The sequence below is a fragment of the Caulobacter sp. GW821-FHT05F04 genome, assembly GCF_059419665.1.
Genome location: NZ_JBWKSF010000004.1, coordinates 271,416 through 297,931 on the forward strand (window position 1 = coordinate 271,416; position 26,516 = coordinate 297,931).

The following is a 26,516-nucleotide window of genomic DNA, read 5'->3' on the forward strand; positions in this document are numbered from 1 at the left end:
ATTTATGTGCTTTTTGCACGCAAAATATGTGCATAACGCACACGACAGGAGATGCGATGACCCTCGCCCAATCCACTCCCGAAGACACGGACGTCCTGATCGCCGGCGCGGGTCCGGCCGGCCTGACCCTGGCCATCGACCTGGCCCGCCGGGGCGTCGCCTTCCGCCTGATCGACAAGGCCGAGCGCCCGTTCCAGGGCTCCCGCGGCAAGGGTATCCAACCCCGCAGCCTGGAGGTGTTCGAGGATCTCGGCGTCCTGGCGCCCATGCTGGCCACGGGCGGCCCCTATCCGCCGGTGCGGAACTACGCTCCGGACGGCGGCTTCGAGGAAACCGTCATCGTCGAAGGCGCGAGCCCCTCCCCGGCCGAGCCCCACGCCACGCCGCTGATGCTGCCGCAGTTCCTGACCGAGACCATCCTGCGCCAGCGCCTCGCCCAACTGGGTCACTCGCCGGAATACGCCGCCGAACTGGCCGGAATCGACCAGGACGCCGAGGGCGTCACCGCGACCCTGGCGGATGGCCGAACGATCCGCGCCCGCTGGCTGGTCGGCGCCGACGGCGGCCGCAGCTTCGTGCGCCACGCGCTGGCCATCGACTTCCCAGGCAAGACCCTGCCGGGCCTGGCCATGGTCGCCGACACCCGGCTGACGGGCCTGTCGCGCGAAGCCTGGCACGTGTTTGGCGACCGCCACACGGGCCAGGTCTCGTTCTGTCCGCTGGCGGGGACCGACCTCTTCCAGATCCAGGGCCACGCGCCGGCCACCGGCGAGGCGGGTCTGACGGTCGAGGGCCTGAACACCTTGATCCGCGAACGGACGGGCCGCGACGACATCGTGGTCCACGACATGTTCTGGGCCTCGGTCTATGGCCTCAACGCCCGCCTAGCCGATCGCTACCGCGTCGGGCGCGTGCTGCTGGCCGGCGACGCGGCCCACATCCATCCCCCGACTGGCGGCCAGGGCCTGAACACCAGCATCCAGGACGCCTATAACCTGGGCTGGAAGCTGGCCGCCGTGCTGGACGGCGCGCCGGAAGGTTTGATTGACAGCTACGAGGCCGAGCGCCGCCCGATCGCCGCCGACGTGCTGGGCCTCTCCACCGATCTCCTGGCCAAGGCCCTGACGCGCCAGGGCATGAGGCGTGGCCGTGAGGCCCGTCAGCTTGACCTCGGCTACGAAGGCTCGACGCTGTCGCTGGACCTGGGCGTCGAGGCGAAGGTCGCGCCGGGCGATCGCGCACCGGACGCGCCCTGCCAGGGTCGGCGCGTGTTCGAGGTGCTTGCGGGGCCGCACTGGACGCTCCTGGGCAAGAGCGCGATCGCGCCGCGCCCCGGCCTCGTCGTCGCGGACCTGACGGACACCGATGGCTGGTTCGCCGACGCCTACGGCCTGCCGCCCGGCGGTTTCGTGCTCGTGCGCCCCGATGGCTACATCGCCACGATCGGCCAGGCGGGGGACGAGGCGGCGGTCGAGGCCTATCTCCCCCAGGTCGGCGTCTAGCCCAAGCAATCGGCCAGGCCGTCGCGGCGCACCGCGCCCGAGGCCTTGCCGATCTTCTGGGTCCGCTTGGCCACGTACTTGCCCGGCTTGATCACCCGCCACTTCAGCGGGCTGGGCAGGATGGCCGCCAGCCGCGAGGCCTGGGCCTGGGTCAGCTTGTCGGCGTCGACGCCGAAATAGCGCTGCGAGGCGGCCTGGGCGCCATAGATGCCCGAGCCGAACTCGATGGAGTTCAGATAGACCTCCATGATCCGCTCCTTGCCCCACAGCAGCTCGATCAGCACCGTGAACCAGGCCTCCAGCCCCTTGCGGACGTAGGAGCGCCCCGGCCACAGGAAGACGTTCTTGGCCGTCTGCTGGCTGATGGTCGAGCCGCCCCGGATCTTCTTGCCGGCCTCGTTATTGGCATAGGCCTTCTGCAGAGCGTTGAAGTCGAAGCCGTGGTGCTCGCAGAACCGGGCGTCCTCGGCGGCGATCAGGGCGCGCGGCAGCGCCGGCGCGACCTTGTCGATCGGCCTCCAGCGGTGATCCAGTCCCCGCCCCTCGACGGCGCGGATGACCATCAGCGGCGTCACCGGCGGCGGGATGAAGCGATAGAGAATCACCGTCACCACCGGCCCGGCCACCAGCACGATGAACAGAGCCAGCGCGATATTCCGCAACAGCCGCCGCACGAACGTCCCCCAAGAAGCGTAACCGAGAAGTCTACTTGTCTTGACCTTGCGGACGGATGCTAACCAGACGCATCGCCGCTGTCGCGCGGCATAAATGCACACGGGTTAAGGGAGCCTTCGATGGACGTGATCGACGCCGTCAACCGCCGCATGTCGGTGCGCGCCTTCAAGCCCGATCCGGTCGACGGGGCCCTGGTCCGCGAACTGCTGGAAGCCGCCGCCCGCGCGCCGTCCGGCGGCAACCTTCAGCCCTGGCGCGTCCAGGCCGTGGCCGGCGCGCCGCTGGAGAAGCTGAAGGCGACCATGCTGGCCCGCGTGGCCGCGCCCGATCCGACCGAGTACGACGTCTATCCGGCCAATCTGTGGGAGCCGCTGCGGACGCGCCGCTTCCAGGTCGGCGAGGACATGTACGGCGCGCTGGGCATCCCGCGCGAGGACAAGATCCAGCGCCTGCAATGGTTCTCGACCAACGGCCAGGGCTTCGGCGCGCCCGTGCAGCTGTTCTTCTCGATCGACCGCCGCTGTGGCCCGCCGCAGTGGAGCGACGTCGGCATGCTGATGCAGACCTTCATGCTGCTGGCGGTCGAACGGGGCCTGGACACCTGCCCGCAGGAGTTCTGGTCGCACTACAACAGGATCGTCGACGACCATGTCGGCCTGCCGGAAGGCCATATGCTGTTCTCCGGCATGGCCCTGGGCTATCGCGACGAAGCCGCGCCGGTGAACAACTTCCGCTCGCGGCGCGCGCCGTTCGAGGAGTGGGCGGAGTTGAAGGGGTTTTGAAGTAGGCGCCGCGCTGTCCTCGCCCTTCGACAAGCTCAGGGTGAGGAGGTTGGATGCACCAGCGCCAGAAACACCTCACCCTGAGCTTGTCGAAGGGCGAGGACGTCGGCGGTGAGCCTACCCCGCGAACTGGCGCGGGCCGCTCAGGTCCGGGATCTCCAGCACGCCGGCCTCGCCGCTCTCGTCGCCCCAGGCGAAGAACCGGCCGTCGGCGCTGGTCGACAAGGCGCTGATCGAAGCGCCCTTCTCGGCCTTCAGGGTCTCGATGCGGCCGTTGCGCATGTGGGCGGCCCAGATCTTGCCGTTGTCCTGGGCGGCCAGGCAGACCGGCTGGGCGTCGATCCCCGCCACCCGGACGACCATCGAATCGCGGGAGAAGCCGATCTCGGCGGCTTCCTTGCCCATGGGGCCGTTGGCGCCGGCGAACGGCCAGATGACCGCGCCCGAGGCGCCGGCCGTGGCCAGCAGGTTACCCTTGTCGAAGAAGGCCACGCTCTTGATCTTGGACGGGTAGCCGCCCATCCGCATGTCCTTGCCGTCCGACAGCCGCCAGCCGTGCAGCTGGTTCTCCTGCATCGACGAGATCAGGAACTTGCCGTCCGGGCTGAAGGCCACGGCGATATGGCTGCCGGCCCACTTCAACACGGTCGGCTTCTGGTCGGCGATGCGGGCGTACCACAGCTGGGCCCCGCCGTAGGTGGCGCTGGCCAGGCGGCGGCCCTTGGGCTCGAAGGCCAGGCCCGACACCGTCTTCTCGTGTGTGAAAGTCCGGGCGAAGGCCGGGTCGGCGGCGTCGCGGACGTGGACCTCCTTGCCGGCCGTGAAGGCGATCAGGCCCGAGGCGGCGCTGGTCGCCACATGCTCGATCCACCGGTTCTTCACCTCGGCGATCAAGGTGGCGACCACCTCGCCCCCCTCGATTCGGCTCCAGACCACCTTGCCGTCGTCGCCGCCGGTGACGACGCCGACGCCGCTGGGATGGACGGCCGCGGCCAGGACGGCCCCGCCCATCGCGCCGCCATGGGCCTCGACCGTGACGAATCCCTCCTCGGTCTGGAGGCGGACAGTGCCGTCGCCCAGGGCGAACATGGCGCGGCCCGAGCGGTCGAACAGGGCTTCGGTGACGAAGGCGTCAAAAGAAAAGATCATGCGCGCGAGATAAGACACACGAGCCTCGACGACCAGACTCTTTCAGAAAGCCCGCCGTTGCGGCGCATTTCGCGCCTCGGGCGAAGCGGCGCCCGCGAAGCTGCACGTTCGAACGGCGTTCGGTCAAAAAGAGTCGAAAAGGGGGTTGCTATTGCGATGCGTCGTCGGGCTTTACTTCCGCGCCCGTCTACGCCAGACGTGGCGAGGTAACGACATTTCAGGCGCGCCCGTGTCGGCGCGGCCTTCTGGGAGACAGTCAGGCTATGGCGGCTAAACTTGCTGGCGGCGGCGGTGGCCGTTATTCGCTGGGCCAGAATTCCGAAATCAACGTCACGCCCTTCGTGGACATCCTTCTGGTTCTGCTGATCATCTTCATGGTCGCCGTGCCGATGGCCGTGACCTCCATCAAGATCGACCTGCCTCCGGCGGTTCCGCCGCCCCCGAACGCTCCGAAGCCGAAGGAACCCGTCTTCATCTCGATCCAGAAGTCGGGCGCGATCTTCATCGCCGAGAAGCAAACCAGCCTCGACGGCCTGGAAGCCGATCTGAACGCCAAGTTCGCCGCGACCGGCCAAACCGGCCCGAAGGACGAGCAGCGCGTCATGATCCGCGCCGACGCCGACGTGCTGTACGCCGACTTCATGGGCGTGCTGAACCAACTCCAGACCTCGGGCTGGTTCAAGGTCGGCCTGATCAACGAAGACCTTCACTAGGCTCTTCGGCGACAGCCAAGAACACGAAAGCCCCGGAGCGCGCGCTCCGGGGCTTTTTGTTTGCTCCAAGCTCTACCTTGGCGCGATCCTTGCTTGTCCTTTCGCCGTCCCTTAACGGCGGAGCCCAGACGGATGACGACGATCGGCGGCGGCGCGCTCACTCAGCAGCTGTATCAGAAGCTTTTCGACAAGCTGGACACCGATACCGACCAGACCTTGAGCTTCGACGAGCTCAAGGCGGCGGACTCGGGCCGATCCGGCGATGCGTTCGCCACGATGATGCGGGGCCTGGACGCCGACCAGGACGGCAAGATCGGCCGGGCGGAAATGGCTGCCGCCCCTTCGGCGGGCGCCCTGGCGTCCAGTTCCGGCTCCGAGGCGGTCGCCAGTCTCTTCGCCCGCGCCGATATCGATGGCGACGGCAAGCTGTCCGACGATGAGATGGAGGCCGAGAAGGCCCTGCGCCGGGCCGACACCCTGGACAACGGCTTCCTGTCCGGCCCGGTGTTCCTGGCGCGCGACGCCGACGGCGATGGTTTGCGCTCGCGGGACGAGATGGTCGCGGCGATGCCGCAGAGGCTGCCGGCGAGCGCGCTGCGGGTCGATGTCGAGCCCGCGCAATGGAGCCAGATCCGCTCCGGCCCCGATGGCGAGACCGTGGCGGCGCCCCCGGCCCGCACGGACGAGGACAGGCAGAAGCTCCTTGATCAGTTCGCCGCCGACCAGGCCGAGCGCGAGTCGGGCCCGGCCGGGACGATCAAGTATCTGACGCGCGAGATCGGCGGCCTGCGCGACAAGGCGGCGGCGGACTTCGCCGCCTCGCCGATGACGCAGACCCTGTCGAGCCGGCTCTTGGCCCAGATCCTGGGCGGCCTGGCCGCCTAGGAAGTCTAGGCCGCCGTCGCCTCGAAGCCCTTGCGCAGCTCGGCCTCGTCCAGGTCGCGGCCAATGAACACCATGCGGCTGTAGCGCTTGTCCTTGTCGGTCCACTCGCGCTGGAAGTCGCCTTCCAGGATCATGTGGACGGCCTGGAACACGAGACGCTTGTTCTCACCCTTCACGTCGATGATGCCCTTGGCGCGCAGGATGTCCGGGCCGCGCTTGGCCAGCAGGTCGTTGAGCCAGGCGGTGATCTTCTGGCCGTCGACGGGCTTGTCCAGGGTCAGGGAGATCCCCTTGACGCCATCGTCGTGGATGGCGCTGGCGTGGCCGTGGTCATGGCCGTGGTGGTGACCATGACCGCAGTGTTCGTCATGGACGTGCCCATGGTCGTGCCCGTGGTCATGATGGTGGTGATCATGGCCGCAGTGCTCGTCGTGGACGTGGCCGGCCTCGCCGTGGGCCGGGTTCAGGAACGACGGCTCCAGCTCGGTGATCCGCTCCAGGTCGAAGCTGTGCTTGCCCAGGATGGCGTCCAGCGGGACGTTCGAGCGCTGGGCGCGGTGGATCGGGGCCAGCGGGTTGATGCGGCGGATACGGGCCTCGACGTGGCGCAGATCGTCCTCCGACACCAGGTCGGTCTTGTTCAGCACGATCTGGTCGGCGAAGGCGATCTGCTCGACGGCTTCCTTGCTATCGCCCAGGCGCAGCATGATGTGCTTGGCGTCGACCACGGCGGTGACCGAATCGAGGGCCGTGCGCGCCTTGACGTCGTCGTCGACGAAGAAGGTCTGGGCCACCGGCCCCGGATCGGCCAGGCCCGTCGTCTCGACGATGATGGCGTCGAAGCCGCCCTTCCTCTTCATCAGGCCCTGGAGGACGCGGATCAGGTCGCCGCGCACCGTGCAGCAGACGCAGCCGTTGTTCATCTCGAACACTTCCTCGTCGGCCCCGACCACCAGGTCGTTGTCGATGCCGACCTCGCCGAACTCGTTGACGATCACGGCGTAGCGCTTGCCGTGCTCCTCGGTGAGGATGCGGTTGAGCAGGGTGGTCTTGCCGGCGCCGAGATAGCCGGTCAGCACGGTGACGGGGATCTTGCCGGGAGCGGGAGCGGTCTGGGTCATGGCCGCTATTTAGGAGGCCGGGACGCGGAGCGAAAGCCGCTTACGTCTTGAAGAACGCAACGGCGAGGCCGACCAGGACCAGGGCCACGCCCAGGATGGTCTCCTCGTAGCGCTCGACCCATTGCAGGCCCAGGCGCTTGAAGCCGGCCAGGGACAGGCTGGTGAAGATCAGCATGCCGGCCGAGGTGGCGGCCAGCAGCACCGCGCTCAGCACCAGGAAGGCCTGCCAGCCGTGCTGCATCCCGGCCAGGTAGTAGGGCAGGAACGCCTCGCAGGGCGAGAGGGTCAGCAGGGTGACCAGGGCGATGATCGCGGCGCGGTCGGAGGCGTAGACGCGTCTGCCCGCTTCCGGCAGCGCGTGGTTGTGGCGCCCGCGCGCTATATAGAAGAGGCCCACGGCGACCATCAGGCCGCCGACGACCCAATGGAAAAAGCCGCCCAGCTTGGGCTCCAGCGCCAGGCCGGCGACCACCAGGCCCAGGCCGAGGGCGATCGTCAGGCCCACGTGGCCGAGGCCCGCCAGCAGGGTCACGCCCAGGGTTCGGCTCGTGGACCATTTCTGGGCGCGGCCGACCAGCACGAACGGCAGCCAGTGCGTCGGCAGAGCCGCATGCAGGAAGGCCACGGCGAAACCGGTCACGGCGATGGAGGTGAAAAAGGTCGAGTTCACGTCACGGCATATAGCGCGTTATAAAGTAACGTCCCAGGGGGCGTGTCCTTCTAATCGCACTTAAGCGCCGTGTCGTCGGATTCCGGCCCAACGGCGTTGACTCCCGCCCTTCTGGCTGTATAAGTCGCGCCCTCTTCGCCCGCCGGGTTTCCGAGCGGGCGTTCCCTATTTTGCGAACGCACGTTTTTAAGGCGCTAACCTATGTACGCGGTGATCAAAACCGGCGGCAAGCAGTACCGGGTTCAAGCCGGCGACCTGCTGGTTGTCGAAAAGCTCGAAGGTGAACCCGGCGCTGCCGTGGCCTTCGGTGAAGTCCTGATGCTTGGCGAAGGCGAGGCCGTGACGGTCGGCGCCCCTACCGTGGACGGCGCTGTCGTCTCCGGCACCCTGCTCGAAACCCGCAAGGGCGAGAAGGTGAAGATCTTCAAGAAGATCCGTCGCCAGGGCTATCGCCGCACCCGCGGTCACCGCCAGTTCGAATCCGTCGTGCGCGTCACGTCGGTCGTCGGCGCTGGCCTGGAAGCCAAGTGGGAAGGCGCTATCGACCTGACCCCGAAGGTCATCCTGAACGCCCGCGCCCGCGGCCTCGGCGACGCCGCCGTCCCGGCGACGATCCCGACCGGCTCGACCGAAGCGGCTCCGGCCGCTCCGAAGAAGGCCGCCAAGGCTCCGAAGGCTGTTGACGTCGCCGCCGAGCCGGCCGCCGAAGCCGCCCCGAAAAAGAAGGCCGCCCCTAAGAAGGCCGCCGCCACCACGGAGGAAGGCGAAGCCTAAGGGCGACGCCTTCTAAAGGTAGGAGAGCAAGATGGCTCACAAGAAATCAGGCGGCTCGTCCAGCAACGGTCGCGACTCAGAGTCGAAGCGCCTTGGCGTGAAGAAGTTCGGCGGCGAGAAGGTTCTCGCCGGCAACATCCTCGTGCGTCAACGCGGCACGAAGTTCTATCCGGGCACGAATGTCGGCATCGGCAAGGACCACACCCTCTTTGCCCTCGTGCAAGGCGCCGTGGGCTTCGTGACCAAGAAGCATAACCGTACGTACGTGACGGTGACCCCGGCCGCTCAACCGGCCGAGTAAGCACGAACCAGAGTTTCTTCGGATCGTGCTTCTCAAACAGAAGACGATCCGGACAGACGATCTCTAGCGGGGAGTCCGGAACGCCGGGCTCCCCGCTTTTGTTTTGTCTCGCCGCCATGAAATCGAAAGCTTCGCCATGGCGGCGTCACGGTCCCGGATCAAAGAGGGCCGGAAACTCTGGGAGGCGCCGATGTGCGTCATCGAAGAAAGACCCGTCATCGAGACCCAGCGGCTGACGCTGCGCGCGCCGGCCAAGGCCGACGTCGAGCGCGTGGCGGCCTTCTGCGTCGATCACGACGTCGCGCGCATGACCACCCGCATGCCCGCGCCCTATACCCGCGGCCACGCCGAGGATTTCGTGGCCCGCTGCGGAACCCAAGATCGGTCTCGCGACAACACCTTCGCCATCGAACTGGCCGACGAGGGCCTGATCGGCGTCATCGGCCTGTTCACCACGCCGGAGGATCGGGTCGAGCTGGGCTACTGGATCGGCCGCCCCTACTGGGGTCGAGGCTACGCCACCGAGGCCACGCGCGGCGCGCTGGACTGGGCCCGCTCGGCCTGGAGGAAGCGCTATGTCGTGGCCGGCCACTTCGCCGATAATGACGCGTCGGGCCGCGTGCTGGTCAAGGCCGGCTTCCTGTACACCGGCGTCGTCGAGCACAAGCCCTCGATCGCGCGCGGCGAGCCGGCGGCGACGCGGATGATGGTGTGGCTGGCCTAGGAATCCAGAGAATCTGCTCCCCCTCTGGGGGAGGAGAAATCTTTAGGCGCCTTAAGCCGCCCGGTGCGTGTGGATCACCTTCTGCGGGCCTTCGCGGAAGCGCTTCTCGGCCGTGATGATCCGCTCGCACAGCGCGTCCAGGTCCGACAGCAGCGAATAGGTCGCGTAGATGGGGATCTCCATCAGCGCCACCTGCGCGCGCGGCATGAACTCGGTGTACTTCTTCCACGAGATATGGGCGTCCCGCGCGCTCGTCGCGCGCTGGCCCAGCGGATTCCACAGGTCCAGGTCCATCAGCTCATCGCGGCACTGCTTCATGACCGGCAGGGCGATGTAGAGGAACAGGAAGGTCGGGGTGGCGGCGCGGCCGAACTGCGGCTGCACCTGCAGGTGCCAGATCCGATAGGCCTCGAAGAAGCCGGCCTTACGGACCGGATCCGGCGGCAACCAGGTGGCCTGCTCGTTGATCAGTTCGTTGGCGGTGCTGGACCGCTTGACCAGTTCGTCGGCGGACGCACCGGCCGGCATGGCCTTGGACAGGGCCGAAACCGGAATGGCCAGCTTGCGGGCGACGTCGGTGAAGGCCACGTGCCTGCCGGCCATCGGCGTGAACTGGCCGAACGACGGCGCGCCGGGCATGCTCGCGCGCTTGGTGGCGGCGGTCTTGTGCATCAGCAGCTGTTCTTCACGCTGCTGTTCCGCCCGCAGGCGGTCGAATTCGATCTCGTGGGCGGCCTGTTCCTCGGCCGTCATCCACTTGGCGCGGCCGGGACCATAGGTGCGCTCGTAGCGATTCAGCAGGACCAGACTGTGGTCGCCGGACGGCCTTAGGCCCACCTCGGCCAGGAACGTCTTGAACTCGCGCCACTGCGGCGCGACGCCGGTGCCCCGGGCGATCAAGATGTTGCGGTGAACCGACGCCTCGGCGCTATACTTACGGTGAAGGTCCTGCGTCGACAAATCGCGCAGATCCCTCGCCAGTATCGCCTTGCTGTCTTCTGCCGTAGCCAAAGGTCAGCCTCCAGTTCCGTCGCATGAAGCGCCGGTTACGCTGCCAAGACACTTTGTCGCATTTTGTGTTTTAACATTTCGTCACGATGACGAATAGCGGTCACGCTTTTCGACGCGGACAAGCGTCACAGTTCGAAGAGCCGATGTGGTGGGCCGGCGTGAGAGCCTTAGGCCCCTTTGGGCTCGACGCGCGGGACGCCTTGGGACTAAAGAGCGCCATGAAATTCTTGGACCAATGCAAGATCTACATCCGCTCGGGTAACGGCGGCGGCGGATCGGTGTCGTTCCGCCGCGAGAAGTACATCGAGTACGGCGGCCCGGACGGCGGCGACGGCGGTCGCGGCGGCGACGTGTGGATCGAGGCCGTCGAAGGCCTCAACACCCTGATCGACTATCGCTACCAGCAGCACTTCAAGGCCGGCACGGGCGTGCACGGCATGGGTCGCGCGCGTCACGGCGCCGCCGGCGACGACGTGCTGCTGAAGGTTCCCGTCGGCACGGAGATCCTCGAAGAGGACAAGGAGACCCTGATCGCCGACCTGGACCACGCGGGCGCGCGCCTGCTGCTGGCCAAAGGCGGCAACGGCGGCTGGGGCAATCTGCACTTCAAGGGCCCGGTCAACCAGGCGCCGAAATACGCCAACCCCGGCCAGGAGGGCGAGGAGCGCTGGATCTGGCTGCGGTTGAAGCTGATCGCCGACGTCGGCCTGGTCGGCCTGCCCAACGCCGGCAAGTCGACCTTCCTGGCCGCCGCCAGCGCCGCCAAGCCGAAGATCGCCGACTATCCCTTCACCACCCTGACCCCGAACCTCGGCGTCGTGGACCTGTCGAGCAGCGAACGCTTCGTGTTGGCCGACATCCCTGGCCTGATCGAGGGCGCGTCGGAAGGCGCGGGCCTGGGCACCCGCTTCCTGGGCCACGTCGAGCGCTCGGCCGTGCTGATCCACCTGATCGACGCCACCCAGGACGACATCGCCGGCGCCTGGACCACGATCCGCGGCGAGCTGGAAGCCTATGGCGACGAGCTGGCCGACAAGTCCGAGATCCTGGCCCTGAACAAGATCGACGCCCTCGACGAGGAGACCCTCGCCGAGAAGATCGCCGAGCTGGAAGCGGTCGCGGGCGTCAAGCCGCGCCTGGTGTCGGGCGTCTCGGGCCAGGGCGTCACCGAGCTGCTGCGCGCGGCCTATCGCCAGGTCCGCATCCGTCGCGGCGATCTCGAGGAAGAGATCAACGAGGACGAAGACCACATCGAGGAGACCCCCGGGGGCTGGACGCCGTGAGCCAGGCCGCCAGGGCGTTTTCCAACGCCCGCCGCATCGTGTTCAAGGTCGGCTCCGCCCTGCTGGTCGACGCCGAGACGGGCCGAGCCGACAGCGCCTGGCTGGAGGCGTTCTGCGCCGACGCGGCCGCCCTGCGCGACGCCGGCAGGCAGGTGCTGGTGGTCTCGTCGGGCGCTGTCGCCCTGGGCCGCCGTCGCCTGGGCCTGACCAGCCGAAAGACCACCCTGCCCGAGAAGCAGGCCGCCGCCGCCGCCGGCCAGTCCCTGCTGATGCGCGCCTGGGAGGAAGCCTTCGAGCCGCATGGCATCGGCGTCGCCCAGATCCTGCTGACCCGCGACGACACCGAGATGCGCCGCCGCTGGCTGAACGCTCGCGCCACCACCGAGACCCTGATGGGCCTGGGCGTGGTGCCGGTGGTCAACGAGAACGATACGGTCGTCACCGAAGAGATCCGCTACGGCGACAACGACCGCCTGGCCGCCCGCGTAGCCCAGATGGCCGGCGCCGACCTGCTGGTGCTGCTGTCGGACATCGACGGCCTCTACACCGCCGACCCGCGCAAGAATCCCGCCGCCGCGCACATCCCGCTGGTCAGCGAGATCACGCCAGAGATCGCTGGCATGGCCGAGGGCGCGAACGCCGCGGCGGGGGTCGGCACCGGCGGCATGGCCACCAAGATCGCCGCCGCCCGCATCGCCCGAGCCGCCGGCTGCGCCACGCTCATTACCCTGGGCTCGCGCCCGCGTCCGCTGGCCGCCATCGCCGACGGTGAGAAGGCCACGCTGATCGAGGCCAACGCCTCGCCGGCCGCCGCCTACAAGGCCTGGATCGCCGGTTCGCTGGCCCCTCAGGGCTGGGTGACGGTCGACGCCGGCGCGGCTGCCGCCCTCGCCTCGGGCAAGAGCCTGCTTTCGGCCGGGGTCCGCGCCATCGAAGGCCCGTTCGAGAAGGGCGACGCCGTCCGCGTCCGCGACGAGACCGGCCGCGAGGTCGCCCGCGGCCTGGTCCGCTATGACAGCGCCGACGCCCACCGCATCGCCGGCCTGCGCTCCGACGCCATCGAGGCCGAACTCGGATTTACCGAAGGCCCGATGATCCACGCCGACGACCTGGCCGTAGCCAACTAGACCGCACGCACGAGTATCCTCATGGCCTACCGATCCCTCCGCGAATTCATCGATGTCCTGGAGGCCAAGGGCGAACTGGTGCGCGTCACCGAGCCGGTCTCCAGCGTGCTGGAGATGACCGAGATCCAGACGCGCCTCTTGGCCACGGGCGGCCCGGCGGTGCTGTTCGAGCACGTGCTGCTGCCCGACGGCTCGCGCTCGTCGATGCCCGCTCTCGCCAACCTGTTCGGCACGGTCAAGCGCGTGGCCATGGGCGTGACCCTCGGCGGCGAGCCGCGCGAGACGGCCGGCGAGTTGCGCGAGGTCGGCGAACTGCTCGCCTTCCTGCGCCAGCCCGCGCCGCCGAAGGGGCTGAAGGACGCCCTGGACATGCTGCCCCTGGCCAAGACCGTGATGGCCATGCGGCCGGGCACGGTGAAGAAGGCCCCGGTGCAGGAGGTCGTCCTGACCGGCGACCAGATCGACCTGACCCGGCTGCCGGTCCAGACCTGCTGGCCCGGCGAGCCGGCGCCGCTGATCACCTGGCCGCTGGTCGTCACCAAGGGTCCGGGCAAGGATCGCGAGGACGACTTCAACCTCGGCATCTATCGCATGCAGGTGCTGGGCAAGGACCGCTGCATCATGCGCTGGCTGGCCCATCGCGGCGGGGCCCAGCATTACGCCCGCCACAAGAAGGCGGGAAACAAGGACCCCCTGCCCGCCTGCGCCGTGCTGGGCGCGGATCCCGGCACCATCCTGGCCGCCGTGACGCCGGTGCCCGACACCCTGTCGGAGTACCAGTTCGCCGGCCTGCTGCGCGGCGCCAAGGTCGACCTCGTCCCGGCCAAGACCGTGCCGCTGATGGTCCCGGCCCACGCCGAGATCGTCATCGAGGGCCATGTCCTGCTCGACGACTACGAGGACGAGGGCCCCTACGGCGACCACACCGGCTACTACAACAGCGTCGAGAAGTTCCCGGTCTTCCAGGTCAGCGCGATCACCATGCGCAAGGACCCGATCTATCTCACCACCTTCACCGGCCGGCCGCCGGACGAGCCCTCGGTGCTGGGCGAGGCGCTGAACGAGGTGTTCATCCCGCTGATCCGCCAGCAGTTTCCCGAGATCGTCGACTTCTGGCTGCCGCCCGAGGGCTGCAGCTATCGCATCGCCGTGGTGTCGATGAAGAAGGCCTATCCCGGCCACGCCAAGCGCGTGATGCTGGGCGTGTGGAGCTATCTGCGCCAGTTCATGTACACCAAGTGGGTGATCGTCGTGGACCACGACATCAACGCGCGCGACTGGAAGGACGTGATGTGGGCGATCAGCACCAAGATGGACCCCGCGCGGGACATCACGGTGATCGAGCACACCCCGATCGACTATCTGGACTTCGCGTCCCCTGAGAGCGGCCTCGGCTCCAAGATCGGCCTCGACGCCACCGACAAGTGGCCGCCGGAGACCAAGCGCGAATGGGGCCAGGAGATCCGCATGGACCAGGCCGTGGTCGACGCCGTCAGCGAGAAGTGGGCGCGGCTGGGCCTGCCCGGCGACGGGACGCCGATCTGGAAAAAATAGGCCTGGCGTGTTATTACTTCGTTCTAACGGAGAAGATCATGTCCTCGGCTATCCGCAAGATCGGTAACTCGGCGGGCGTCATCCTGCCCAAGCCGGTGCTGGAGACGCTCGGCGCCAAGCTGGGCGACCGCATCGAGTTCGTGGCGGAGGACGGTCGTGTCTTCCTGTCGCCCGTGACCGCGGATCCTCGAGCCGGCTGGGAAGAGGACTCAAAGCGTCTGGGCGCCCTGGGCTTGACCGAAGAAGATCGTGAATGGCTGGAGGCGCCGCTCACTAGCGAAGCGGACAAGGACTGGGAATGGTGAAGCGCGGCGAGGTCTGGCTGACCCGCCTCGATCCCACCGAGGGCAGTGAGATCCGCAAGACCCGTCCATGCGTGATCGTCTCGCCAGACCGCTTGAGCCACCACGACATCTTCATCGTCGCGCCGATGAGTTCGGGCGACGCGAAGGCTCGTTTCCGCATCGAGGTCGTCTTCCAGGAAAGGGCCGGGCGGATTTTGCCCGATCAGATCAGATCGGTGGCGCGAAGCCGCCTCATCAAGCGGCTGGGCCGGCTGGACGGCTCCACGCTGGACCAGGTCCTTGGCGTCTTGCGCTTGATGTTCGAACCGGACTGACTAAGCCCTTGCCGTCGACTGGCTGTCGGACAAGGACGATAGCCATGCGGAATCCTGCTTCTCACGGCGATCGCCGCCCTGTCATCGAGTCCCGTCATGTCTCAAACGCCGCCCGCCAAAGCCCCTTGGGATCAACCCTTCCTGCCGCCGGCCCCGCATTGGCAGGGCGCCAGCCAGGCGCTGATCCGCGACAAGGCCGATCCTTGGGTGACGGCGTTCGAGGCCGACGCCGAGCATGACTTCTCGCCCAACTACGCCGACACCCGCGCCTGGTTCGATCGCCTGGACAAGGCCAGCCAGCTGATCCGGGTCGAGGATTTCGGCGTCTCGCCGCAGGGCCGCGCGATCTTCGCGGTGATCGCCAGCAAGGACGGCGAGACGCTGGATCCGAAGAAGCCGCTGCTGCTGGTCCAGTGCGGCATCCACCCCGGCGAGATCGACGGCAAGGACGCCGGCATGATGCTGCTGCGGGACATGGCGTTCCACGGCAAGGACGCGCTTCTGGACAAGGTCAATCTGGTCCTGATCCCGATCCTGTCGGTCGACGGCCATGAGCGGGCCAGCGCCTATTCGCGCCCCAACCAGCGCGGGCCGCGCATCCAGGGCTGGCGCAACACCGCGACCAACCAGAACCTCAACCGCGACTTCATGAAGCTGGACCAGCCGGAGATGCAGGCGCTGAAGCGTCTGCAGGCCAAGTATCGGGCCGATCTCTATGTCGACGTCCACGTGACCGACGGCCTGGACTACCAGTACGACGTCACCTACGGCTTCAACGGCGAGAACGGCGTCTGGAACCGCTCGCCGGCCATCGCCCAGTGGCTGGACGACGTGCTCAAGCCGGTCATGAACGCTAGCCTGGAGGCCGAGGGCCACATCCCGGGCGAGCTGGTGTTCGGCGTCGACGACCAGGATCCCAAGGCCGGCTTCAACGACGGGGGCCTGGGTGAGCGCTTCTCCAACGGCTGGGGCGCGGCGGCCCACGTCCCGACCATCCTGATCGAGAACCACAGCCTCAAGCCCCACGCCCAGCGCGTACTGGGAACCTATGTCTTCATCGAAACGGCCCTGAAGCTGCTCGCGGAGAAGGGCTCCGATCTGCGCGCCGCCATCGCCGCCGACAGCGCCCTGCGGCCAGCCGAGATCCAGGCCAACTTCGTCTCCGACGACAAGCCCAGCTACACGCGTCACTTCAAGGGCATCAAGTACGAGACCTATGACAGCCCCGCCTCGGGCCGGAAGGAAATCCGCTGGCTGGGCGAAGCCGATCCCGAGATCTGGCAAACGCCCTTCTACGGCTCGCACTCGACGCTGAGCCTGAAGCGTCCGGTCGCCTACTACGTGCCTAGCTACCGCGCCGACCTCATCGAGCGGCTGAGGCTGCACGGCGTGACGCTGGAGACGCTGCCGACCGACAAGGTCGTGAACGTCGAGATGATCCGCCTGGTCGATCCCAAGCTGGCCGACCGCGCCAACGAGGGTCACGTCCAGATCAGCGTCGACAAGATCACCACCCAGACCCGCGACTGGACGTTCCCCAAGGGCTCGGTCCGCGTCCCCACCGACCAGCCGCTGGGCGATCTGGTCGTGCTGCTGCTGGAACCGCGGTCCAGCGAGAGCTTCTTCGCCTGGGGCATGGTCCCGGAGGTGCTGAGCCGGGTCGAGTACATCGAGTCCTACGCCATCGCGCCGCTGGCCGAGAAGATGCTGGCCGCCGATCCCGCGCTGAAGGCCGAGTTCGAGGCCAAGCTGGCCGCCGAGCCAAAGTTCGCCGCCGATCCGGACGCGCGCCTGGCCTGGTTCTACGAGCGCACGCCCTTCTATGATGACCACTACCTGCTGTACCCGATCGCCCGCGAAGTCGCGCGATAGGCGGGTCGACTTGCCGACCATGGGCGGAAGGCCTCATATGGCGCCTTCGCCGAGCCTGTCCGCGCGAAGGCGCGGATAAACAGGCTCGGTTTATGTCAAAGAGCGTCATAACCGCCGAAACCGGGACCACTTTCGGCGATGACGCTCTGGCGGCGGATTCGTCACTAGGGCTTGAATACCGATGGATACGATTGCTTCGGGCCACGCCGCCGCGTTGTGGGCCGGCCTGCACCTTTTCCTGCTGCTGATCCTGTCGCTGCTGGTCGTGCGCCTGCGCCAGAAGCACAAGGTGGCCCTGGGCGACGAGGGCATCCCGGAGCTGGCCCGCGCCATCCGCGCCTTCGGCAACGCCACTGAATACGTGCCGACCGGCGTCGCGGCCCTGGCCGTGCTGGCCGTGGCCGGCGCCTCGCCGCTGGCCATCCATGTGGTCGGCTTCATCCTGTTCGCCGGCCGCACGATCCACGCCTTCGGCCTGTCCACCAACGGCGGCGCCTCGATCGGGCGCTCTGTCGGCATGGTGGCGACCTGGCTGGCCTACATCTTCGCGGGCGTGGCCCTGCTGCTGTCGGCGATCGGGTAGCGGACCGAACCCGCCTCCCCCGTTGCACCGGGGAGGCGATAAAGTCCATAAGACCGCATGGACGATAATCTGCTGCATGACGTGGTCGCCGCCGCGCGCAAGGCCGGGGCGGACGCCGCCGAAGCCGTCTTCGCCGAGCGCCAGTCGCTCTCCGTCTCGGTCCGCCTGGGCGAGCTGGAAGAGGTCGAGCGCGAAGAGGCCCGCGACCTTGGCCTGCGCGTCTTCATCGGTAGCCGCAGCGCCACCGTCTCCGGCTCCGACATCTCGGCCGAGGCGCGCGCCAAGCTGATCGAGCGCGCCGTCGCCATGGCCCGCCTGGCCCCGGAAGATCCCTATGCCAGCCTGGCGCAGCACGATCGCCTGGCCAAGGGTCCGTTCCCCGAGCTGGACCTGATCGACCCCTACGAGCCCACCGCCGAGACCCTGGAGACCCAGGCCCGTATCGCCGAGGCGCACGCCCGCGAGGTCAAGGGCGTGACCAATTCCGACGGCGGCTCGGCCACATGGTCGTCGTCGAAATGGGCGCTGGTGACCACCGCCGGCTTCCACGGGACCCATGCGGCCACCGGACACTCCATCTCGGCCTCGGCCATCGCCGGCGAGGGCGCGGGCATGGAACGCGGCGGCGAGGGCCGCTCGGCCCGTCACTTCGGCGACCTGCCGGCCGCCGGCGACATCGGCATGGAGGCGGGCCGCCAGGCCGTGGCGCGCCTCAACCCGCGCAAGATCGCCTCGACGGTCGCGCCGGTGATCTTCGAAAACCGGCTGGCGATGAGCCTGATCGGCCCGCTGCTGGGCGCGATCTCCGGCCCCTCGGTCGCGCGGGGCGCCTCGTTCCTGAAGGACAAGCTGGGCCAGCGGATCTTCGCCCGGGGCGTCAACCTGCTGGAAGACCCGCACCGCGCGCGCGGCCTGGGCTCGGCCCCGTTCGACGACGAGGGCGTGGCCACGCAGGCCCGCGCCCTGATCGACGACGGCGTGCTGACCACCTGGCTGCTCAACACCAGCTCGGCCAAGCAGCTGGGCCTCGTCACCACCGGCCACGCCTCGCGCGGCCTCGCGGGTCCCTCCAGCGTCTCGACCCACAATCTGACGCTCCAGCCGGGCGCGCGGGATCTGGAGGGCCTGATGAAGGACGCCGGAACCGGCCTGCTGGTGACCTCGATGTTCGGGCCCTCGCTGAACGGCAATACCGGCGATTGGTCGGTGGGCTGCTCGGGCGTCTGGTTCGAGAACGGCGAGAGCACCGGCCCAGTCACCGAGATCACCGTGGCCGGCAACTTGATCGACATCTACGCCCGCCTCGTACCTGGCTCGGATCTGCAGTTCCGCGGCGCCAGCAACAGTCCGTCGATCCTGGTCGACGCGCTGGCGATCGCGGGCAAATGAACGACCTGGACCTGATCCTCCGAGCCGCCAGGGAGGCCGGCGAGCTGGCGCTCTCAGCGCGCGAGGGCGGTCTGAAGATCTGGTCCAAGGAGGGCGGCTCGCCGGTCACCGACGCGGACCTCGCCGTCGACACCCTGCTGAAGACCGGGCTCGGCGCCGAACGCCCGGGCTACGGCTGGCTGTCGGAGGAGACGGTCGACGATCCGGCCCGCCTGACCACCACCCGCCAGTTCGTCGTCGACCCGATCGACGGCACCGCCGCTTTCATGAAAGGCAAGCCGTGGTTCGCGGTGTCGATCGCCGTGGTCGAGAATGGCCAGCCCGTGGCCGGCGTCGTCCACGCCCCGGCCCTGAATGAAACCTACGCCGCCACGGTCGACGGTCCGGCGACCCTGAACGGCGTGATCATCGAACCCAGCGTCACCCAGCGCCTGGAAGGCTCGGCCATGCTCGGCGACGCCAAGATGTTCGCCCACCCGGCCTGGCGCGAGCCCTGGCCGGACATGCGCATCGAGAGCCGCAATTCGATCGCCTACCGCATGTGCCTGGTCGCCGCCGGGACCTTCGACGCGGCCATCGCCCTGTCGCCCAAGAGCGAATGGGACGTCGCCGCCGCCGACCTGATCTGCCGCCGCGCCGGCGCGTGGCTCAGCGACCACAAGGGCCGGGATTTCGCCTATAATCGCCCCGTTCCGCTAGTTCCGAGCCTGGTTTGCGCCAATCGGACGCTTGCGCCATTGATCCTGTCGCGCGTCGGGCATATCGAGCTGCCATAAAACCAATTCCTCGCAGGAACTTGCTCCAGATGCCCGATAAGCAGCTTCTTCATATCGTCATTGGTGGCGAACTCTCGGACGTGGCTGGTGTCGAATTCCGCGACCTGTCCAAGGTCGAGTTCGTCGGCGCCTATCCCAGCTACGAAGACGCCCACAAGGCCTGGAAAGCCAAGGCCCAGGCGACCGTGGACAACGCCCACGCCCGCTATTTCATCATCCACGCCCACAAGCTGCTGGATCCGAGCGAGGGCTAAGGCCTCGCGTCTCCACCCCCCCCTCTGGGGGAGGTGGCCCGCAGGGCCGGAGGGGGCAGCGCGGCAGAGGCCGGTTAAGCCCCCTCAGTCGCTCCGCGACAGCTCCCCCAGAGGGGGAGCATCTACTCCCGCCGCAAGATCCTGTCCGTCAGCACCTTCCCCAGCATCCCGGCCCGGAAGGTCTTCTTCATCGCGACGGGATCGTAGTCGTCGCTCTCGACCCACGCGCTGAACGACAGCCCCTTGGGTTCGCCCCGCTCGAGATACTGCTCGAACACATAGTCCAGCACGCCGGTGTTGCCGTGCTTGATGTGCAGGTAGCGTGGCCCCAGCTGCTTCATCGCCTCGCGGATCGGCAGGCCCAGGCGATAGTGGGCGTAGAACACGCTCATGATCCCCGCCCGGTCCGCGCCCGACTTGCAGTGCATCAGGGCCGGATATTCGATCGTCTCGAACAGTTCCTTGGCCCCGCGCACCCGCTCGCGGATGGGAACCTCGCGCGAGGTGATGGTGAAGTCGACGAAGTTCAGGCCCAGGCGCTCGCAGGCGTCCTTCTCCAGGGCGTAGAAGCTGCCGTCGAAGCCGCCGCGCAGGTTGACGATCGTCTTGATGCCCTGCTTCTTCCACCAGGCCAGCTGGAACGGCCACGGCTGGTTGGCGCGGACCAGCTCGGGGCTGATCCAGTGGGCGTTCGAAAAGCCCAGCCGCAGATAGGCGTGATCGTTCCACAGATAGTGGAGATAGGTCTTGAACCGGCCCCAGGGCGTGGCGAGGTCGAACTTGGCCAAGGCGGCGCGATCCTTCGGAAATTCCGAGCCTAGGTAAGGGTATCGGCCCCGAAAGGCAAAAGCCGCCCTCATGGCGTCGCTTTTCGTGGGCAGTGCGTCCGCCACGTCCTTGACAGCTCCGCCCACAAATCCGACCCCTCCGCCATGACCTCACCGGATGCTCAGCCCTCGAACCGCGCCCTGATGGGCCGGATGTGGCGCGAGTTCCTGAAACCCCGCTGGAAGGGCCTGGCGGTTTCGGCCGTCAGCGCCGCGATCGTGGCGGCCCTGTCGGTCAAGCTGGCCAAGATCATCGAGCCGGCCATCGACCAGCTGATCACCCATCCGCGCGCCGGCGCGATCTGGACCATTCCGCTGACCATCGCCGGCCTGGCCCTGGCGCGCGGCGTGTTCCAGGTCATCCAGGCCAATGTCATCAACCGCATCGGCAACGGCGTGGTCGGCGACATGCAGGTGCGCCTGTTCGGCCGCCTGGTGCGCTCGGACCTGCAGCGCCTGCGCGGCGCCCACTCCGGCTCGTACGTGGCCTCGGTGCTGTACGACGCCGGCCTGATCCGCGAGGCGGCGACCACCGGCGTGGTCAACTATGTCCGCGAAGCCCTGACCGTGATCGGCGCGCTGCTGGCGATGTTCAGCCTCGAGCCGATCCTGGCCGCCGGCGTGCTGGTCGTCGCGCCGCTGGCCAGCCTGATCATCCGGAGCTTCTCGAAGCGCACCACCAAGGCCGCCAAGGGCGCCATGGGCGAGACCTCCAACCTCTCGACCGCGATCATGGAGAGCCTGGACGGGGTCAAGATCGTCAAGATGGAGAACCGCGAGGCCTATGAGGAGGCGCGGGTCGCCGCCGTGGTCGCGCGTCGCCAGCGCCACCTGATGAAGGGCAGCAACGCCCGCGCCATGGCCGCCCCGGCCACCGAGACCTTCACCACCTTCATCGTGGCCGTGGTCTTCGCCTATGCCGGCTGGCGCGCGACGACCGGCGCATTGACCCTCGGCCCTTTCGCCCTGGCGCCGCTGACGGCCGGCGTCTTCTTCGCCTTCATGACCAGCCTCTTGATGGCCGCCCAGTCGCTGCGCCAGGTGGCCAACCTGCAGACCGTGTTCGCCGAGGGCCTGACCGCCGGCCGCCGCCTGTTCGCCGCCCTCGACGTCGCCCCGGCCATCGTCGACCCCGCCGACGCCCGGGCCCTGCCGGCCGGCGACAGCGCCATCGCCTTCGACCACGTCAGCTTCGCCTATGGCGAGGACGCCCCGGCCCTGTCGGACGTCTCGATCACCGCGCGGAAGGGCGAGACCGTGGCCCTGGTCGGCCCCTCGGGCGGCGGCAAGAGCTCGATCCTCAACCTGATCCCGCGCTTCTACGACGTGACGGCGGGCGCGGTGACCATCGACGGCCACGACGTCCGGTCGGTGACCCTGGCCTCCTTGCGCGACCGCATCGCCCTGGTCACCCAGGAGCCGTTCCTGTTCGATGACAGCATCCGCGCCAACATCGCCTATGCCCGTCCCGGCGCCAGCCAGCTGGAGATCGAGGCCGCCGCGCGCCAGGCCGCCGCTCACGACTTCATCCTGGAGCTGCCCGAGGGCTACGACACCGTCGTCGGCGAGGCCGGGGCGCGGCTGTCGGGCGGTCAGCGCCAGCGCATCGCCATCGCCCGCGCCTTCCTCAAGGACGCCCCGATCCTGCTGCTGGACGAGGCCACCAGCGCGCTCGACACCGAGAGCGAGGCCCAGGTCCAGGCGGCGCTGGAGCGGCTGATGGCCGGCCGCACCACGATCCTGATCGCCCACCGCCTGTCGACCGTGAAGAACGCCGACCGCCTCTACGTCATCGAGAAGGGGCGTGTCGTCGAGACCGGGACCCACGCCGAGCTGGTCCGCGCCGGCGGTCTCTACGCGCGCCTCGCCAAGGCTCAGGACCTCGACCACGCTTCGGAGGCCCCCGCCTTGGAGAAGGACGCTTGAGACCTCTGCGTTCGCCGTTCGTGATCTGGCTCCTGTCCTCGCTGTTCGCCGGCTATTCCAAGCTGGTCTACGCCACCTTGCGGATGACCGAGGAGGGCCGCGAGCAGGCCGAGGCGGTCTGGGCGCAAGGCCGCGAGACCGGCGTCGGCGCGATCCTGTGCTTCTGGCACTCGCGCATCCCGATGTCGCCGCTCAGCTGGCCGCAGGCGCCCGCCCAGCGCCAGGACATGCGCGCCCTGATCTCGCGCTCCAACGACGGCGAGTTCATCGCCCGCACGGTCGAGAAACTGGGCTTCCCGGCCATTCGTGGCTCGTCGGCCAAGAAGACCGACTTGGCCAAGAACAAGAACGGCGAGCAGGCCTTCCGCGACATGGTCCAGTGGGTCCGGGGCGGCGGCGGGATCGCCATCACCCCCGACGGCCCGCGCGGCCCGGCCGAGCACATGGAGAAGGGCACGCCCTCCCTGGCCCGCATCACCGGCGCGCCGGTGATCTTCGTGGGTCTGGCCGCGAAGCCCTGCCTCCGCCTGGGCTCGTGGGACCAGACCGTGATTCCCCTGCCCTTCGCCAAGGCCGCCATGGTCTGGGACGGCCCGACCAGCGCCGGGCGCGCCGACGATGTCGACCAGTTGGTCGAAAGCTGGGCCGCGCGCCTGTCGGCCGTCACCCGCCGCGCCGAACATTTGGTGCAAGATTGATCCGGCTCGTCCTTGGTGGGATGTAGGACCCATGCCGCACGATCACTCCGGACACACCCACGACCACGGTCATGATCATGATCACCACGATCATGCGCACGCTCACGGCCATGGGCACGACCATGGGCATCATGGGCACAGCCACGCGCCGAAGGATTTCGGCCGCGCCTTCGCGATCGGCACGGCGCTGAATCTGGGCTTCGTGCTGGTCGAGGCCGGCGCCGGCCTGATCACCCATTCGCTGGCTCTGCTGGCCGACGCCGGCCACAACCTGTCGGACGTGCTGGGCCTGCTGCTGGCCTGGGGCGCGGCGGTGCTGGCCAAGCGCGCGCCCAGCGCCCGCCGCACCTACGGCCTGCGCAAGGGCACCATCCTGGCCTCGCTGGGCAACGCCGCCCTGCTGCTGCTGGCTGTCGGCGCGATCGCCTGGGAGGCCATCCGCCGCTTCGCCACGCCCGAGCCGATCCAGACCGGCCCGGTGATGATCGTCGCCGCCATCGGCATCGTCATCAACACCGCCACGGCCCTGATGTTCATGAAGGGGAGCAAGGAAGACCTGAACGTCCGGGGGGCCTTCCTGCATATGGCCGCCGACGCGGGCGTCTCGGCCGGGGTGGTGGTCGCGGCCTTCGCCATGGGCCTGACCGGCTGGCTGTGGCTGGACCCCGTGGTCAGCCTGGCCATCGTCGCGGTAATCGTGCTGGGCACCTGGGGCCTGCTGCGCGACTCGCTGGACATGGCCCTGGACGCCGCGCCGCGCGGGATCGACACCGGCAAGGTCCGCGCCTGGCTGGCCTCGCGCCCCGGCGTCAGCGAGGTTCACGACCTACACATCTGGGCGATGAGCACGACCGAGACGGCTCTCACGGCTCATGTTGTCCGTCCGCTGGACGGCGACCACGACCAGTTCCTGCACGATGCGTGCGCGGAACTCGCCAGCCAGTTCAAGATCGGCCACGTGACCATCCAGGTCGAGTCCAGCGCCGGCGCCCACGCCTGCGCCCTGGCGCCCGCCGATGTCGTTTAGGGGCGTGGTGTGATCCGGCCGTCCGCCCTGGCGCTCTACCGAGCCGCCACGGGCCTTCTCGAACCGCTCGCGCCCTCGCTGCTGGCCAGTCGGGCGCGCAAGGGCAAGGAAGATCCGGCGCGGATCACCGAGCGCCTTGCCAAGGCCCCGACCCCGCGTCCCGACGGCCCGCTGGTCTGGCTGCACGGCGCCAGCGTCGGCGAGAGCCTGTCGATCCTGCCGCTCGTCGAACGCCTGCGCGCCGAGCGTCCGGACGTCGCGGTGCTGGTCACCTCGGGCACCACCACCTCGGCGGCCCTGCTGGCCAGGCGCCTGCCGCCCGGCGCGATCCATCAGTACGTCCCGATCGACGCCCCCAGCGCGGCGCGGCGGTTCATCGCCCGCTGGAAGCCCAGCCTCGCGATCTTCGTCGAGAGCGAGCTGTGGCCGAACCTGCTGCTGGAGGCCAAGGCCGCCGGGACGCGCCTCGCTTTGGTCTCGGCCAAGCTGTCCGACCGCAGCTTCGCCAGCTGGCAAAGGCGTCCCGACGCGGCCCGCCTGTTGCTGTCGAACTTCGACCTGATCCTGGCCCAGGACGCGCGCGCCCACGAACGCTTCGAGACCCTGGGCGGCAAGGTGACCGGCGAGGCCGACCTGAAATTCGGCGCCGCGCCGCTGCCGGCGGATGAGGCCACCCTGGTCGCCGAACGCGCGCGCTTCCCGCGTCCGCCCCTGCTGATCGCCAGCACCCATCCGGGCGAGGATGAGATCGCGCTGGACGCCATCGCCGCTTTGCCCGACAGGCCGCCCGTCGTCCTGGCCCCACGCCATGTCGAGCGTGGTCAGGCGATCGTCGCGTTGGCCAAGGCCCGGGGCCTCACCGCCAGCCTGCGCGGTCATCCCAGCGGCACCGCCGACATCCTCGTCGCCGACACCCTGGGCGAGATGGGCCTGTGGTTCCGCCTGGCCGGAACCTCGGTCATCGCCGGCAGCCTGGTCCCCGACATCGGCGGCCACAACCCGCTGGAGGCCGCGCGGCTGGGCTGCCCGGCCATCAGCGGCCCGTTTGTCGACAACTGGACCTCGGCCTTCGCGGGCCTGGACGCGGCCCGCGGCGTGGTCATGACCTCGCCGGAAGGCCTGGGCGACGCGATCGCCGCCGATCTCGCCGATCCTATCGCCGCCCAGGCCCGCGCCGCCCGCGCCCGCGCCTTCGTCGACGCCCGCGACGCCGAGGCCCGCGCCGGCCTTTCCCGCATCCTCGAGCTGGTCCCCAAGATAGCCTCATGAAACTCGGCACGCCCCGCTGGTGGTATGTGAAGAGCGGCGGCCCCGCCCCGCTGACCCGCGCCCTGCTGACCCCGCTGTCGTGGCTCTGGGCCGACGCCACGCGGCGCAGGATAGCCCGCACGACGCCCGCCATCGTCGGCGCGCCGGTGATCTGCGTCGGCAATGTCACCATGGGCGGGGCGGGCAAGACGCCGATCGTCCGCGAGCTGCTGCTGATCCTGACCCGCCGGGGCGTCGCGGCCCACGGCCTGTCGCGCGGCTATGGCGGCAAGTCCAAGGGCCCGACCCGCGTCGATACGGCGCGCCACACCGCCAAGGACGTCGGCGACGAGCCGCTGATGCTGGCCCAGGACTTTCCGATGTGGGTGTCGGTCGACCGCGTCGCCGGCGCCAAGGCGGCGGTGCGCTGCGGGGCCCAGGCCATCGTCATGGACGACGGCCACCAGAACCCGACCGTCAAGAAGGCCCTGTCCCTGGTCGTCGTCGACGGCGAGACGCGCGGCGGCGAGTGGCCGTTCGGCGACGGCCGCGTCTTCCCCGCCGGGCCCATGCGCGAGCCGCTGAAGGTGGGCCTGTCGCGCGCCGACGCGGTGATCGTGCTGCTGCCGCTCGATGTCGCCCAGCCCGACTTCGACCTGCTGGTCCAGTTCGGCGACATGCCGGTGCTGGTCGCCCGCCTGGAGGCCGCCGCCCCCGTGCCCAAGGGCCCGCAGGTCGGCTTCGCCGGCATCGGCAAGCCCTGGAAGGTCGAGAAGGCCCTGACCGCCGCCGGCTGCCAGTTGGTCGACTTCGCGCCGTTCCCCGACCACGGCGAGTACGACGAGGCGACGCTGAAGATGCTGGAGAGCCGCGCTCAGGCCTATGGCGCGGGCCTGGTGACCACCGAGAAGGACTGGGTCCGCCTGCCGGCCAAGTGGCGCGAGAAGGTCACGCCGTGGCCGGTCCGCGCCCGCTTCGACGACGAGGCGGCGTTAGAGGACCTGCTGGCGAAGGCGGGGCTCTAGC

28 protein-coding genes are annotated in these 26,516 nt (G+C 68.7%); 22 read left to right on the top strand and 6 right to left on the bottom strand.

The features are described 5' to 3' along the window. Window positions 1-56: 56 nt before the first annotated feature. Window positions 57-1,502 carry an FAD-dependent oxidoreductase gene (locus AC07R7_RS12825; protein ID WP_494635407.1) on the top strand — a complete coding sequence of 482 codons (1,446 nt, stop codon included), beginning with the start codon at window positions 57-59 and terminating at the stop codon, window positions 1,500-1,502. Here AC07R7_RS12825 and mtgA read toward each other — a convergent pair. Further along, complete coding sequence (gene mtgA / locus AC07R7_RS12830) at window positions 1,499-2,176, bottom strand: monofunctional biosynthetic peptidoglycan transglycosylase (protein WP_492836478.1); 678 nt, start codon at window positions 2,174-2,176, stop codon at window positions 1,499-1,501. The genes AC07R7_RS12825 and mtgA overlap by 4 nt on opposite strands. A gap of 120 nt (window positions 2,177-2,296) precedes the next feature. Here mtgA and AC07R7_RS12835 point away from each other — a divergent pair, with 120 nt between their 5' ends. Next, window positions 2,297-2,959 (top strand): nitroreductase, encoded by a 663-nt coding sequence (locus AC07R7_RS12835; protein ID WP_494635408.1) that lies wholly within the window; start codon window positions 2,297-2,299, stop codon window positions 2,957-2,959. A gap of 117 nt (window positions 2,960-3,076) precedes the next feature. Here AC07R7_RS12835 and AC07R7_RS12840 read toward each other — a convergent pair whose 3' ends face one another. Further along, the gene (locus tag AC07R7_RS12840; RefSeq protein WP_494635409.1) at window positions 3,077-4,108 is read right to left on the bottom strand and encodes a WD40 repeat domain-containing protein; all 1,032 of its coding nucleotides are present in this window, start codon (window positions 4,106-4,108) and stop codon (window positions 3,077-3,079) included. Window positions 4,109-4,371: 263 nt separating this feature from the next. Between AC07R7_RS12840 and AC07R7_RS12845 the strand changes: the two genes are divergently transcribed. Then, the gene (locus AC07R7_RS12845; protein ID WP_125156952.1) at window positions 4,372-4,821 is read left to right on the top strand and encodes a biopolymer transporter ExbD; all 450 of its coding nucleotides are present in this window, start codon (window positions 4,372-4,374) and stop codon (window positions 4,819-4,821) included. 132 nt (window positions 4,822-4,953) lie between these two features. Then, a complete protein-coding gene (locus AC07R7_RS12850) occupies window positions 4,954-5,706 on the top strand; it encodes a hypothetical protein (protein WP_494635410.1) in 753 nt (250 codons plus the stop codon). 5 nt (window positions 5,707-5,711) lie between these two features. On the opposite strand, the gene AC07R7_RS12855 is transcribed toward AC07R7_RS12850, so the two are convergent. Beyond that, on the bottom strand, window positions 5,712-6,827 hold the full coding sequence (locus tag AC07R7_RS12855; protein WP_494635411.1) for a CobW family GTP-binding protein: 1,116 nt from the start codon (window positions 6,825-6,827) through the stop codon (window positions 5,712-5,714). A 40-nt stretch (window positions 6,828-6,867) separates the two neighbouring features. After that, complete coding sequence (locus AC07R7_RS12860) at window positions 6,868-7,497, bottom strand: hypothetical protein (protein WP_492887123.1); 630 nt, start codon at window positions 7,495-7,497, stop codon at window positions 6,868-6,870. 201 nt (window positions 7,498-7,698) lie between these two features. On the opposite strand from AC07R7_RS12860, the gene rplU reads away from it, so the two are divergent. The 3 genes from rplU to AC07R7_RS12875 all read left to right on the top strand — a co-directional run bounded on the left by rplU (window position 7,699) and on the right by AC07R7_RS12875 (window position 9,296). Further along, entirely contained in the window at window positions 7,699-8,271 is a 573-nt protein-coding gene (rplU, locus tag AC07R7_RS12865) for a 50S ribosomal protein L21 (RefSeq protein ID WP_492102102.1), read from the top strand. Window positions 8,272-8,302: 31 nt separating this feature from the next. Beyond that, window positions 8,303-8,572, top strand: a complete 270-nt coding sequence (rpmA, locus tag AC07R7_RS12870) for a 50S ribosomal protein L27 (RefSeq protein ID WP_096052697.1) — start codon at window positions 8,303-8,305, stop codon at window positions 8,570-8,572. Between the two features lie 190 nt (window positions 8,573-8,762). Next, a complete protein-coding gene (locus AC07R7_RS12875; protein WP_492836465.1) occupies window positions 8,763-9,296 on the top strand; it encodes a GNAT family N-acetyltransferase in 534 nt (177 codons plus the stop codon). A 51-nt stretch (window positions 9,297-9,347) separates the two neighbouring features. On the opposite strand, the gene AC07R7_RS12880 is transcribed toward AC07R7_RS12875, so the two are convergent. Then, complete coding sequence (locus tag AC07R7_RS12880; RefSeq protein ID WP_492836463.1) at window positions 9,348-10,307, bottom strand: hypothetical protein; 960 nt, start codon at window positions 10,305-10,307, stop codon at window positions 9,348-9,350. A gap of 218 nt (window positions 10,308-10,525) precedes the next feature. Here AC07R7_RS12880 and obgE point away from each other — a divergent pair, with 218 nt between their 5' ends. From obgE to AC07R7_RS12930, 10 genes are all read left to right on the top strand, one after another. Then, entirely contained in the window at window positions 10,526-11,590 is a 1,065-nt protein-coding gene (gene obgE, locus AC07R7_RS12885) for a GTPase ObgE (RefSeq protein ID WP_492887125.1), read from the top strand. Continuing rightward, window positions 11,587-12,717, top strand: a complete 1,131-nt coding sequence (gene proB / locus AC07R7_RS12890) for a glutamate 5-kinase (protein WP_494635412.1) — start codon at window positions 11,587-11,589, stop codon at window positions 12,715-12,717. Before obgE ends, proB begins: the two co-directional genes overlap by 4 nt. Window positions 12,718-12,738: 21 nt before the next feature. Further along, complete coding sequence (locus AC07R7_RS12895; protein ID WP_494635413.1) at window positions 12,739-14,271, top strand: UbiD family decarboxylase; 1,533 nt, start codon at window positions 12,739-12,741, stop codon at window positions 14,269-14,271. A gap of 38 nt (window positions 14,272-14,309) precedes the next feature. Then, complete coding sequence (locus AC07R7_RS12900; RefSeq protein WP_492102107.1) at window positions 14,310-14,576, top strand: AbrB/MazE/SpoVT family DNA-binding domain-containing protein; 267 nt, start codon at window positions 14,310-14,312, stop codon at window positions 14,574-14,576. Beyond that, complete coding sequence (locus AC07R7_RS12905) at window positions 14,573-14,890, top strand: type II toxin-antitoxin system PemK/MazF family toxin (RefSeq protein ID WP_494635414.1); 318 nt, start codon at window positions 14,573-14,575, stop codon at window positions 14,888-14,890. The genes AC07R7_RS12900 and AC07R7_RS12905 overlap by 4 nt, the downstream gene beginning before the upstream one ends. 96 nt (window positions 14,891-14,986) lie before the next feature. After that, window positions 14,987-16,762 carry a M14 family metallopeptidase gene (locus tag AC07R7_RS12910; protein ID WP_494635415.1) on the top strand — a complete coding sequence of 592 codons (1,776 nt, stop codon included), beginning with the start codon at window positions 14,987-14,989 and terminating at the stop codon, window positions 16,760-16,762. A gap of 181 nt (window positions 16,763-16,943) precedes the next feature. Beyond that, a complete protein-coding gene (locus AC07R7_RS12915; protein WP_494635416.1) occupies window positions 16,944-17,345 on the top strand; it encodes an MAPEG family protein in 402 nt (133 codons plus the stop codon). A gap of 57 nt (window positions 17,346-17,402) precedes the next feature. Further along, the gene (locus AC07R7_RS12920; protein ID WP_492887130.1) at window positions 17,403-18,734 is read left to right on the top strand and encodes a TldD/PmbA family protein; all 1,332 of its coding nucleotides are present in this window, start codon (window positions 17,403-17,405) and stop codon (window positions 18,732-18,734) included. Continuing rightward, window positions 18,731-19,510, top strand: a complete 780-nt coding sequence (locus tag AC07R7_RS12925; RefSeq protein ID WP_494635417.1) for a 3'(2'),5'-bisphosphate nucleotidase CysQ — start codon at window positions 18,731-18,733, stop codon at window positions 19,508-19,510. The genes AC07R7_RS12920 and AC07R7_RS12925 overlap by 4 nt, the downstream gene beginning before the upstream one ends. Window positions 19,511-19,530: 20 nt before the next feature. Then, a complete protein-coding gene (locus AC07R7_RS12930) occupies window positions 19,531-19,764 on the top strand; it encodes a DUF4170 domain-containing protein (RefSeq protein ID WP_492836443.1) in 234 nt (77 codons plus the stop codon). Window positions 19,765-19,886: 122 nt separating this feature from the next. On the opposite strand, the gene AC07R7_RS12935 is transcribed toward AC07R7_RS12930, so the two are convergent. Then, window positions 19,887-20,552 (bottom strand): fused DSP-PTPase phosphatase/NAD kinase-like protein, encoded by a 666-nt coding sequence (locus AC07R7_RS12935; RefSeq protein WP_494635418.1) that lies wholly within the window; start codon window positions 20,550-20,552, stop codon window positions 19,887-19,889. A 144-nt stretch (window positions 20,553-20,696) separates the two neighbouring features. Here AC07R7_RS12935 and AC07R7_RS12940 point away from each other — a divergent pair, with 144 nt between their 5' ends. Genes AC07R7_RS12940 through lpxK form a run of 5 tightly spaced genes read left to right on the top strand, consistent with a single transcriptional unit; the run spans window position 20,697 to window position 26,515 of the window. Further along, the gene (locus tag AC07R7_RS12940; protein ID WP_494635419.1) at window positions 20,697-22,517 is read left to right on the top strand and encodes an ABC transporter ATP-binding protein; all 1,821 of its coding nucleotides are present in this window, start codon (window positions 20,697-20,699) and stop codon (window positions 22,515-22,517) included. Next, a complete protein-coding gene (locus tag AC07R7_RS12945; protein ID WP_492887134.1) occupies window positions 22,514-23,215 on the top strand; it encodes a lysophospholipid acyltransferase family protein in 702 nt (233 codons plus the stop codon). The genes AC07R7_RS12940 and AC07R7_RS12945 overlap by 4 nt, the downstream gene beginning before the upstream one ends. Window positions 23,216-23,246: 31 nt before the next feature. Next, window positions 23,247-24,242: a cation diffusion facilitator family transporter gene (locus tag AC07R7_RS12950; protein ID WP_494635420.1), complete on the top strand. Its 996-nt coding sequence runs from the start codon at window positions 23,247-23,249 to the stop codon at window positions 24,240-24,242. A 9-nt stretch (window positions 24,243-24,251) separates the two neighbouring features. Beyond that, the gene (locus AC07R7_RS12955; protein ID WP_494635421.1) at window positions 24,252-25,511 is read left to right on the top strand and encodes a 3-deoxy-D-manno-octulosonic acid transferase; all 1,260 of its coding nucleotides are present in this window, start codon (window positions 24,252-24,254) and stop codon (window positions 25,509-25,511) included. Then, window positions 25,508-26,515 (top strand): tetraacyldisaccharide 4'-kinase, encoded by a 1,008-nt coding sequence (lpxK, locus tag AC07R7_RS12960; protein ID WP_494635422.1) that lies wholly within the window; start codon window positions 25,508-25,510, stop codon window positions 26,513-26,515. Before AC07R7_RS12955 ends, lpxK begins: the two co-directional genes overlap by 4 nt. Window position 26,516: the final 1 nt, after the last annotated feature.